This is a genomic window from Paenibacillus sp. PAMC 26794 (assembly GCF_000316035.1).
In the GTDB taxonomy this organism is placed as follows: domain Bacteria; phylum Bacillota; class Bacilli; order Paenibacillales; family Paenibacillaceae; genus Paenibacillus.
The window spans coordinates 16,508-28,555 of the sequence record NZ_ANHX01000013.1 but is presented as its reverse complement, the minus strand read 5'-3'; the positions used below and the strand labels follow the sequence as shown (position 1 = coordinate 28,555).

8 protein-coding genes are annotated in these 12,048 nt (G+C 49.0%); 7 read left to right on the top strand and 1 reads right to left on the bottom strand.

Features of this window, described 5'->3' with window-relative positions:
- Nucleotides 1-57: 57 nt before the first annotated feature.
- The gene (locus D829_RS0108705; RefSeq protein WP_017688488.1) at nt 58-825 is read right to left on the bottom strand and encodes a helix-turn-helix domain-containing protein; all 768 of its coding nucleotides are present in this window, start codon (nt 823-825) and stop codon (nt 58-60) included.
- A 275-nt stretch (nt 826-1,100) separates the two neighbouring features.
- On the opposite strand from D829_RS0108705, the gene D829_RS0108700 reads away from it, so the two are divergent.
- From D829_RS0108700 to D829_RS0108670, 7 genes are all read left to right on the top strand, one after another.
- Nucleotides 1,101-2,456, top strand: coding sequence for an extracellular solute-binding protein (locus D829_RS0108700; protein ID WP_017688487.1), 1,356 nt, complete (start codon nt 1,101-1,103; stop codon nt 2,454-2,456).
- Between the two features lie 105 nt (nt 2,457-2,561).
- Entirely contained in the window at nt 2,562-5,459 is a 2,898-nt protein-coding gene (locus D829_RS0108695) for an extracellular solute-binding protein (RefSeq protein WP_017688486.1), read from the top strand.
- Between the two features lie 19 nt (nt 5,460-5,478).
- Entirely contained in the window at nt 5,479-6,435 is a 957-nt protein-coding gene (locus D829_RS0108690) for a sugar ABC transporter permease (protein WP_017688485.1), read from the top strand.
- 2 nt (nt 6,436-6,437) lie between these two features.
- On the top strand, nt 6,438-7,313 hold the full coding sequence (locus D829_RS0108685) for a carbohydrate ABC transporter permease (RefSeq protein WP_026081082.1): 876 nt from the start codon (nt 6,438-6,440) through the stop codon (nt 7,311-7,313).
- 15 nt (nt 7,314-7,328) lie between these two features.
- The gene (locus D829_RS0108680) at nt 7,329-8,792 is read left to right on the top strand and encodes a hypothetical protein (protein WP_017688483.1); all 1,464 of its coding nucleotides are present in this window, start codon (nt 7,329-7,331) and stop codon (nt 8,790-8,792) included.
- The gene (locus D829_RS0108675; RefSeq protein WP_017688482.1) at nt 8,776-9,411 is read left to right on the top strand and encodes a YIP1 family protein; all 636 of its coding nucleotides are present in this window, start codon (nt 8,776-8,778) and stop codon (nt 9,409-9,411) included. Before D829_RS0108680 ends, D829_RS0108675 begins: the two co-directional genes overlap by 17 nt.
- A 17-nt stretch (nt 9,412-9,428) precedes the next feature.
- Nucleotides 9,429-12,005 carry a DUF5696 domain-containing protein gene (locus D829_RS0108670; RefSeq protein ID WP_017688481.1) on the top strand — a complete coding sequence of 859 codons (2,577 nt, stop codon included), beginning with the start codon at nt 9,429-9,431 and terminating at the stop codon, nt 12,003-12,005.
- Nucleotides 12,006-12,048: the final 43 nt, after the last annotated feature.

The following is a 12,048-nucleotide window of genomic DNA, read 5'->3' as shown; positions in this document are numbered from 1 at the left end:
TGCGTTTTTTTGTGGTTATTATCTAATTGATAAACAAACCGATTCGGCGATCCACCTTTAGGCCGTGTGGATTTTTTGTCTTCTATAAGTATTGGGACTCGATCCGGCATACGCTTTGAACTTTTTATAGAACCAGTCAATATCCTTATAGCCTACCTCAATAGCAATCTCATATATTCGCAGATTCGTGGAAGACAACAACTGCTGTGCCTTTTCCATACGTTGCTGGAGCATATAATCATTGAAAGACATCTTCTCTTCCAGCTTGAACTTCTGTCCAAGGTACGCACAGTTAAAATGAAGCATGTCAGAGATCTTCTTCAGCGTGATTTCATCACTCAGATGATCCCGTACATAGGCCTTGACGATACGAATAACATGACTGGAGTGCATGGGCTTACCGTTCATTTGAACGGGTGTTTTGAAGAACGACGACGTTTTGTGTGCCGGGTCGGTTTCAAGGTGGGATCTAAGTCCATGCAGACTGTTAAGTAAAGAAGAGGGACTAACAGGATACGGGAGATAATCATTTACCTGATACGTCAGGGCTTTGCGTACAAACCTGAAGTGATCTCTTCCACCCATAAGGAGGATGGGTATTTGACTTTTTTTACGAATGTCGTTGCATAACCAGAGCCCCGCGGTATCAAACCTCTCTGTATGTACCATAACAAGGGAAAAGTCTCGTTCTGACAATGCGGTCAAAGCCTCGGCCGATGAGAACACACAATTTGCGATAGTATATTGAGCTTTGCTCCGTAGCAACATCTGTTGCAACTCTCCGCACAAACGACGGCTGAAATCCACAAGTAAAATATCATACATGAAGCAATACCTCACCTTCTGCTGAATTGTAATGCGCTAGATTAACTGAAATTTGACTTAATTTCATTATGGTAATAAAAGAAAGCGCATACAATGTGCATATTTTTGTAGACAGTGCATTTCTTTACCAATTAAAACCTATAATGCACTTTGCTCGCACAAAATTACGCGAATCTATATTCAGCCCGGGTAAACATCTGTATTCTGGCGGGTTGTTTGCGCTTTCATTTGAACGATACACTGTGATAGCAAACGACAATCAGGGGGGGAAGACGATGAGAAAAAACAAGTTCATGCTACTGAGCTTGGTATTTGCGGTCTTGTTGGTGATTGCTGCATGCAGTTCTGCACCTACCGCTCAACCCGAGCCGGAAAAGACAACACCACAGGAGGAACAAAAACCCGCAGAAACCGAGCCCAAGAATGAAAACTCCACACCAGAAATGGACTTTGACATGGGCGGCAGAACCATCAAGGTTGTTGCTTGGTGGGACATGGAGATACAGGGGAACAACCCGGACAACATTCAACGCCTTGAGAATCTCGAAGCGCTGAAGAAAAAACACAACTTTAATATTGAATACGTTTCCATCGATTTCGGTGAATATCAGGAAAAAGTAGTTGCTTCCCTGATGGCCGGTGAACCGCTTGGCGATCTGGTGAGATTGGGCAAAAACTATGCCATCCCGGCATTGACCAAACAGGATCTGTTATGGCCAGTGGATGATTATATTAAAAACGACAAGGTATTCAACCAGAAAACAACCAAGGAATACATGCAGTATGAAGGCAAAGGTTACGGCTTTACCGAGGACCAGTCCTCGTTTATCAACGGGATTTTCTATAATCGCACACTCATGCAAGAGCTCGGCTTGAAGCCACTTCAGGAGTATGTGGATGCCGATGAATGGAACTGGGATACGTTCATCAGCGTTGCCAAGCAAGCGAACAAGGATCGAAACAATGATGGCAAGCTGGATACATGGGGACTCGCTCAAACAGGCTTGCTGGAACCGATTCTGTACTCCAACGAGGCTTCTCTGACCAAAGAGGATAAGCAGAACCTGGAAGATCCAAAAACGAAAGAAGCGTTGAACTTCCTGTCCAAACTGGCTACCGAGAAAGTCGGCAGAGCTTCTGAGGGCGGCGATTGGACAGAGCCATCCACGTTCTTCCGTCAAGGCAACACCTTGATGTATTCAGGTGCTATGTACGAAGTCGAAGGCATTATGACGGATATGCAGGACTACGATATTGGTTTCGTACCGTTTCCAAAAGGTCCAGGTGCAACAGCGTATCACTCCGGTGAGTCACGTTACCAAGCTATAACAATTCCAAAAGCGGTAGAGAATCCGGAACAACTGATGTACATCTGGGAGAAAATTAACGAGATCGATTCGATCTATGAGTATCCGGGACAATCCACACTGGAGACACATCTGACCGATGAAGCAGATATCAACAACGCCAGAGAGGTCGCGGAAGGTATGTTGGTTCTCGACCATAACACATTCCCGTCCTTGCCGTTCTGGGACTTTGATGGGGAGCTCAAAGAAGGGGTGTCCGTATCCACGCTGATCGAGAAATACAAGGCTCCTTTCCAGGCTGCGATTGATGAGGTATACAAATAAGTATCACGTTACACGGGCAGAACGCACCAGTGAAGGTGCGGTCTGTCCGGGTTAGTCAATCGATCATTTCTCTCAACGCTTACAGGAAAGGGGATACATTCAAACATGCGGTCACGTAAGAAAAAGGGACTAATCCTGGTGCTTGTCCTGGCCTTGGTGCTCTCCATATGGACACTATATCCATCGCGGGATCGTAATCCGGGAACGGTACATGCGCTTGAGGACTTTGAGGCGGTATCGGGAACCGAGGATTCATTCAGTTATGAGCATTATCTGACTACTCATGACAATACGGCCAAACCGGATGATATTGTACGCATCGAAGGCGAATCTTATGTTCAGGCAGAGGATGGGGAATTTGAGGTTGTGCAAGGGTACGCCGGATTAGACGGAAGTGCCGTAATTACGCCGGAAACTGGAACCATTCGCTGGGATGTTCCCGTTCAAGTGAGCGGTTTGTACAACATTCGCATTCACTATTATCCCGTAGAAGGCAAAAGCTCCGGGATCGAACGCAGGCTTGAGCTTAATAGTAAGGTCCCGTTCAGAGGGGCCGATATTCTTCTGTTTGACAGGGTATGGGGGAATCGCGAGGATGACGTCCGGCAGGACGATCGTGGCAACGAGCTTAGACCAAGACAAGTGGAACAGCCCGAATGGCAACTGACTTCCTTCAAGGACAGCGCAGGGTACTTCGAGGAACCGTTTCAGTTTTATTTTGAAAAAGGCAGTCAGAAGTTATCGCTCACTTCATTAAGAGAAAGTATGGCGATTGATTATATCGAGTTGTACCAGGAAAGCGAAGCTCCTTCCTATGCAGAGCTGGAGCAGACCTATGCCTCACTCGGCTTGAAAGAATCGGCTCCTGTCATGCTGAAAGTACAGGGGGAGGAAGCTGTCAGCAAATCATCCCCTACACTGGCACCAATCTCGGACCGATCAAGCCCTTCACTCGAGCCTTATAATGTATCGAAAATTCGGATGAACGCCATCGGGGGCATTAACTGGAAACTGCCGGGCGAATGGATTGAATGGGAAATTGACGTGCCTGAAGACGGACTGTATCAACTGGCGCTTAAGGTGAAGCAGGATCAATTGCGTGGCATCTATGCCACCCGCAGTCTGACGATTAACGGCGAAGTTCCGTTTAAGGAAATGAAACGCATTCGATTTAACTACAGCCCGGCTTGGCAAACTCAGGTGTTGGGTTCGGGAGAGGATCAGCCATATCAGTTTCATCTTGAAAAAGGGAAACACCGAATCAGAATGACGGTTACACTTGGCGACATCGCTCCGCTGCTGCGGACCGTGGAATCCAGCGTGCTGGAACTGAATGAGATGTATCGCAAAATATTGATGATCACCTCCAACAGTCCGGACCCACTGCGGGATTACCAGCTGGAACGGCGTATTCCGGAGATGACGGAGGTGTTTGAACGACAAGCTGACACCTTGCGCTCCGTTGCAGATTACCTGGAAAAGGCCACGGGTGAGCAAAGTGACAAAGTGGCCGTACTGCACGCCATGGTATTGCAGCTTGAAGATATGGCGGCCAGACCAGAGACGGTTCCCAAACGGCTGGATACGTTCAAAATTAACGTAGGCGGTCTCGGCACATGGATACTATCGGTACGTGAACAGCCGATTACGTTGGATTACGTTGTCGTATCTTCGCCGGGTGAATCGCTGCCAAAAGCGGAAGCGAGCACCGTCCAGCAGGTGAAGCACGAACTGGGCGCATATGTTGCCTCGTATACCGAAGATTACGACAGCATTGGTAACGTGGAACAAAAGAAAGATGCCATCACCGTATGGATCACGACCGGACGAGATCAGGCCCAAGTACTGAAAGGCATGATCGACGATTCGTTTACCCCGGATACGGATGTATCTGTGCAGTTACGTCTCGTTCCGCCTAATATTTTGCTGCCCGCAACACTCTCGGGAGAAGGACCGGATGTTGCCATGCAGATGGGCGAAGACATTCCGGTGAACTATGCGATGAGGAATGCAACAGCGGATCTGAGCCAGTTCCCCGATTTCGAGGAAATTTCGGGCAGGTTCCGTGAAAGCGGATTGACGCCTTACCGGTACAACGACGGGGTATATGCCCTTCCGGAGCAGCAGCATTTTCCAATGCTCTTTTACCGCAAAGATATTCTGAATGAACTGGGCCTCGAACCGCCGAAAACGTGGCAAGACGTATATAACGCCATCGCCGTGCTGCAGAAGCATAACATGGAGTTTTATCTGCCGATTGAGGATACGCTGAACAATGCCAACCTGGTTCCGAATTCAACCTTTGCGATGTTGTTATATCAGAATGACGGAACGTTCTACACCGAAGACCAGAAGAAAAGTGCGCTGGATTCGGAGATTTCAATGGACGCGTTCAAACGCTGGACGCAATTTTATACCAATTACAAGTTTCCGCTCAAAGCCGACTTTCCGAACCGCTTCCGTACCGGGGAAATGCCGATCGGAATTGCTGATTACACCACGTATAACATGCTGACGGTTATGGCTCCGGAAATCCGCAATCTCTGGGACTTTACGATTGTTCCGGGTACACAGCTTCCGGATGGGTCCATACGGCATGAAGTGGCCAGCGCTACGAGCGCGGTGATGATGCTCGAAAATGCCGACAACAAGGAAGCGGCGTGGAAGTTCATGAAGTGGTGGACTGATGAGCAGACCCAGATTGAATACGGGAGAGAAATGGAAGGCCTTATGGGAGCAGCTGCCCGTTACCCGACGGCCAATATCGAAGCCTTGAAGCAATTGCCTTGGCCTGTGAAGGATTATCAAAATCTCGAGAAACAATGGGAATGGGTACAGGGAATCCCGCAGCTTCCTGGAGGTTATTTCACGGGACGACATCTGGACAACGCCTTCCGCAAGGTGGTCAATGCAAATGAAAATCCGCGTGAAGCCTTATCGGACTATGTGTTGTACATTGATGATGAAATTGAGTTGAAACGCAAGGAATTTAATCTGAAATAGAGGAAAGGGAGGGTAACGGTTGCAAGCAAAAACTACCAAGACAGCCGCCGCTCCTGTCGTCCATACCCGCCAGGTCGGCTGGTGGTCCCTATTGAAGCGGGATCTGTATCTCAGCAGGCATTATTATGTATTGATGGCACCGTTTATGCTGATTTTTTTCATGTTTACTGTCATTCCGGTTGGCATTTCACTCGGGCTCAGCTTTTTTCACTTCAATATGCTGGAGCTGCCGCGATTTGTCGGCTGGCAGAACTATTCCCGGCTTTTCCTGAACGATGACGTATTTCTGATCGCTCTCAAAAACACGCTGCTTTTTGCCGTAATTACAGGCCCTCTCAGTTATATTGCCTGCTTTTTGTTTGCGTGGATCATCAATGAGCTGTCTCCTAAAATTCGGGCGGTCATGACGCTGGTTTTCTATGCCCCATCCATATCGGGCAACGTCTTTTTCATCTGGCTGATCATCTTCTCGGGTGACAGCTACGGGTATATGAACGGCTTTCTGATGCGCCTTGGCGTCGTACTGGAACCGATTCAATGGCTCGCAGACGAGAAGTATGTACTGGCAATCGTCATCATTGTACAGCTGTGGCTGAGCCTGGGAACCAGCTTCCTGGCCTTTATTGCAGGACTGCAAACCATTGATCGTTCTCTGGTTGAAGCAGGAACCGTAGACGGGATCAAAAACCGCTGGCAGGAGCTCTGGTACATCACCTTGCCTTCGATGAGACCGCAGCTGATGTTTGGTGCGGTAATGCAGATTACCGCTTCCTTCGCCGTAGCTGAGATCTCCATCGCACTGGCAGGTTTCCCGAGCGTAAACTATGCGGCACACACAGTTGTCACGCATCTGATGGACTTCGGAACCATTCGTTTCGAGATGGGGTATGCCTCGGCCATCGCAACGGTTCTGTTTGCCCTGATGCTGGGTACAAACATTTTCACGCAAAAAATGCTTAGAAAGATAGGTGAATGACGATGACCAGCAAAGTACGTGCCGTGTTTGGCATGCCAAAAAGGCTTAATCGGTCATTTACCGTCAGCCTGATGTTATTTGCATTGCTGGGCGTGTTCGGCTCCTTTATGGTGCTTCCGCTCATCTATGCTGTCAACAATGCATTCAAGCCGCTGGATGAGCTGTTTATTTTCCCGCCGCGCTTCTGGGTGAACAATCCGACAACGGAGAATTTTGCCGATCTGATCAACCTCATGGGCAATTCGTGGGTGCCGTTATCCCGCTATATTGCCAACACATTGCTTATTACGATACTTGGCACGGCGGGGCATATCCTTCTTGCATCTGCAGCGGCTTATCCGCTGGCGAAATATCGTTTTCCGGGTTCCAAAGTGTTGTTCACCATTGTCATTCTGTCCCTGATGTTCTCGCCGCATGTTACGGCGATTCCGAACTATATGGTCATGTCCTGGCTTGGCTGGATAAACACTCATGCGTCCATTATTGTGCCATCACTTGCGTTCTCGCTGGGACTTTTCCTGATGAAACAGTTCATGGAGCAGATCCCCGATGCTTTGCTGGAGGCAGCCAAAATCGACGGGGCCAATGAATACCGGATATTCTGGAGCATCGTGATGCCCAATGTGAAGCCGGCATGGCTCACGCTCATGATCCTGCAGTTTCCAGCGTTATGGGGAACGGATGGCGGGAGCTTCATTTACAGTGAAAATCTCAAAACGCTGCATTATGCGCTCAGTCAGATTGTGCAGGGAGGGATTGCAAGAGCCGGTGTAGGTGCGGCTGTTGCCTTGCTGCTGATGATCGTACCGATCACCCTGTTTATCATCTCTCAGAGCAGTGTTATGCAGACGATGGCCACTTCGGGCATGAAAGAGTAGAAAGGAGGCAGCGAGGTGCGGAGAAGCACATGGAAAAAACGTAAATCGATCATCATGGGCATGATCTGCCTCCTGTTGTTCGTTCAAGAGGCGCCCTTCGTGAGTGCAGATGGTAAAACGGATGCGTACCATTATTCCTTCTGGGGTGACGCAGTTCCTTCACCGGCGGCATATGAGGCAACAACCATTATCACCGGCAAGAAGCTGAACACAACTCCTATGAAAGAGCCAAGTGACATGCATGTTACCGCCAATGAGCACGTCTTTGTACTCGATTCGGGCAATGGCCGCATCATTGAGATGGATCGCAACTTCAAGCTGGTACGGACGATTGATTCATTTGAGCAGGAAGGCAAGGAAGATCATTTTAAAAATCCACAGGGATTGTACGTCACGGAAAAAGGCCATCTGCTGGTCGCTGATTCGGATAATCACCGGGTGGTGCATCTGGATGAACAGGGGAAGCTGGTCAAGATCGTGTCTGAACCAAAATCGGATCTGTTAAAAGCAGACTTCCAGTTTAAACCGATGCGGATTGTTATGGACAAAGGGGAGCGTATCTACGTCATGGCCGAAGGCGTATTTGATGGATTCATGGAGTTCAGCGCCGACGGTACGTTCTCTTCCTTCATTGGAGCGAACAGAGTTCAGGTGGACCCGGTGGAGTATCTGTGGAAACGGTTTGCAACACGGGAGCAGCGCAGCCAGATGGTGATGTTCACTCCAACGGAATTTACCAATCTGGATATGGATGAAGAGGGCTTTATCTACGCCACTAGCGGGGATCGCGGCAAAGATCCGGTCAAGAAGCTGAATGCTCAGGGTACAGACATTTTGCGCAGAGAAGGCTATCAGACTCCGCAGGGTGATTTGTTGTATACCCAGGAAGCAGGGCCATCCCGCCTGATTGATGTGGATGTGGGTGACAGTGACATGTATTCTGTACTGGATTCCAGCAAGGGCCGAATCTTCACCTACAATGGAGACGGATATCTGCTCCATATATATGGCGGCATCGGGAACCGACTGGGCCAGTTTAATACACCTGTTGCCTTGGAACGTGCGGGAGACCGGATGTTAGTTCTGGATAAAGCACTGGGTGAAATCACCGTCTTTCAAACAACTGAATACGGACGTACGCTCCACGAAGCGGTGCGCAGCTATTATAACGGTGATGAAGATCAGTCTTCGGTGCTGTTTGCCCAAGCTGCCGAGATGAACGCTAACTTGGAATATGCATATGCGGGAATTGGCAAAGCATTGCTTCGTCAGAAGGAATACGCCGAGTCTGCGAAATATTTCAAGCGCAGCATGGAGCCCAAAGGGTATTCCAAAGCTTTTCTTTTGTACCGCAAAGAGCTGATGCGTGAACATTTTTCATGGATGATGTCCGGTATATTCCTGGCTGTAGCTGCATTTGTCACCGTTATCATCGTTCGCAGGCAGAAAAGGAGGACTACGAATGCAGGCATCAAGTAAGCAATTATACCAGTACCCGCTGCATCTGATTTTTCATCCGTTTGACGGATACTGGGAATTGAAATATGAACGGAACCAGAGAAACTCACTGCTGATTGCTTTCATGATCCTGGTGCTTCTGGTCATCACCAAAATTTTGCATGCCCAGTACAGCGGTTTTCTTATTAATCTCAGTAATCCAAAGTACCTGAACAGCCTGCTCGAAATGGTATATGTCATTATACCGGTGCTGTTTTGGTGTGTGGCTAACTGGTCGTTAACCACATTGATGGACGGGGAAGGCAAGTTCTCCGAAATTTTCATGTCAACGTGTTTTGCACTGGTACCGTTGTTCCTCATTCATTTCCCATGGATCTGGCTGAGTCTTGTGATTTCTGCGCAGGAAACTGCCTTTTATTATTTCTCCAATGCACTCGCCGTTGCGTGGACGGTATATCTGTTATTTGTGGGGAATATGACGGTTCATCAGTACACACCAGCCAAAACGGTGCTCACGATGCTGCTGACACTTGTAGCAATGGCATTTATGGCATTTCTGTGCCTGTTATTCTTCAGTCTTGTACAGCAGATTGTATCGTTTGTCGTAACCATCTATCAGGAATTAGTGCTTCGGGGCTAAGGGAGGAGGAAATTGTTATGAATTATACCGTAGCCAAAAAAATAACAGGAATGCTGCTCGCGGGCAGTTTGCTTCTTGGCGGTTGTCAATTCTCGCCAACACCGCTCGCTCACGAGACAGTGACTGCCGCAGATCCGACGGACTTTCCCTCCCTGCCTCCCGGAGAGAAACTGAAATCATCGTTCAGCGATGTCCGCCTTCCCGGCATGGTAGGCATTGCGCAGAATGCTGCGCTGCAGTTGTTCATTCACGAAGAGACTGCCGAGATTGCAGTGATTCACACGCAGAGCGGCCAGATCTGGCGCAGCAATCCTGCAGATCGTGAGCAGGATGGGGTTGCAGCCGGGATAAACAAAGACCTTTTGTCATCACAAACGAAGCTCAGCTTCTTCAACAGCCTCGGACAGAGCAGCACCGTGAATTCCTTCACGGATAGTGTTGCACACAAGCAGATAAGCTATGAGGTGCTACCAAGCGGCGTGCGGGTCCACTACCAGTTTGGAAGCACTGAGCGATCCATAGAAGACTTGCCGATGAAGATCAGCAAGGAGCGATTTGAACAAAAGTTGCTTGCACAGCTAGACAAGACCGGGCAGCGGGCCTTGAAGGTCGGCTATGCGGAAGACAAGGATGAAGGCGCTTACGTCCGGATTGATAAGGCGATGCAAGGATTGCAATTGTCCCGGGCCTTGAAGGCTTTTGACACAGCCGGTTACACATCGGAGGATCTGGCTCAGGATCATGCCGAGTTCGGCATTGAAGAGGAACGAAGTGGACCACGGCTGTTTATGCTTACGATGGAATATGAGCTGGATGGAGAGGATCTGCTCGTGCGTGTTCCGTCCTCAGGCATTCATTTTCCGGAGGAATATCCGATCAACAGCATATCTGTGTTGGATTATTTTGGGGCCGGGGGTTCAGACGAAGAGGGCTCCATACTGGTGCCGGACGGTTCGGGAGCACTGATCCATTTTAACAATGGCAAGTTGCAGTATCCTGCCTATCAACAAGATATATACGGACCAGATATGACCATGAAACTGCGGGAAGCAAGTTCGAATGAAGCCAGAGCCAGGTTGCCGGTATTTGGACTGATTCGGAAAGAGGGAGCTTTCCTGGGCATTATTGAACAAGGGGATGCGGTTGCAGTTGTGAATGCCGATATCAGCGGCAAGCTTAACAGTTACAACAACGTATATCCAAGCTTCTATGTGATGAACAAGAGCGATGTGACACTTCAGGCAAGTGATATGGTTCGTACACTTCCGAAATTCCAGAAGAAACCGACTGTGTCTGATTTCGTTGTTCGATATGCTTTTGTGGGGGCGGATAAGGCCTCGTACTCGGGGCTTGCATCTCTCTATCGGGATTATCTGATGCAAAACGGCGGACTTCCCGAGTTGAACGCCAGCAAGGAGCAGAGTAACGTTCCCTTTTATCTGCAACTGTTCGGCGGCATGACAACAAGGCAGCATATGCTGGGCATACCTTATGATTCAACGGAGGCTTTGACCACGTTTGATGAAGCCAAAAACATTCTCTCCGCCTTGACGGAGAAGAAGGTATCCAATATTCAGGTGCGCTATGCGGGATGGCTTAACGGCGGACTTCATCATCGACTGCCGGATTCCATCCAAGTAGACGGCGCCGTAGGCGGGAAAAAGGGATTGCGGGAATTCAGTGCATACACACAAGAAGCGGGCATCGGCTTCTATCCCGATATCGCTCTGCTGAATGTGCAATCCAAAAAAGGGTTTAAACCGTCCAAAGAAGCTTCACGCACATTAACTCAGGAACCGGCGGTCATGTATCCGATGAACCAGGCCATCCAGCGGCGGGACCGGGATCGTTCACCATCCTATGTGCTTTCGCCCAACATGCTGGAGGACGTGACGGAAGACATGTTAGATGAGCTGAGGTCCCTTCAAAAGGATGGACTGTCGCTGAGCCTGAATGATCTGGCAGCTCAGTTAAACAGCGATATGAATCCGAAAAAGCTGGTGGACCGAACACAAGCGCTTGGCTCCGTAAAGAAGGCACTTGAACTGATCCGGCAGCAGGCTGGCTCGCTTGTCGCTGAAGGCGGGAACGCTTATGCCCTGCCGTATGTAACAGGTCTGACAGATGCGCCGATGACCAGCAGCCGTTTCAAGCTGGAGGATGAAGAGATTCCGTTCTATCAGCTCGTTGTACACGGCAGCATCGGCTATACGGGGACGCCATACAATCTCTCCACATATACCAATGCAAGGCAATATGTGCTGAAGCTGATTGAATATGGAGCCAGTCCTTACTTTGCATGGTTCAATGCGCCAAACCATGTGGTGAAAGAAACGGATTATGATGATCTCTACGCGGCGAATTATGAACAATGGATCGATCTGGCTGCCGAGATCTACAACGAGGTGAACCAGGTGAACCAGCCGTTTGCCGGACGTTCCATGATGTCCCATGAATCTCTGGAGGAGGGCGTCTTCCGGACAACATATGAAGGTAGCGGGTTCGTAATCGTCAATTATAACGACTTCCCTGTAGAAGTTGACAACGTTACAGTGGAAGCCCAAAGCTATGTGACTGGTGGTGAGCAGCTCTGAAGACGCTCCTGAAATGGAAATGGGGAAGTCGTACGTATGCTCA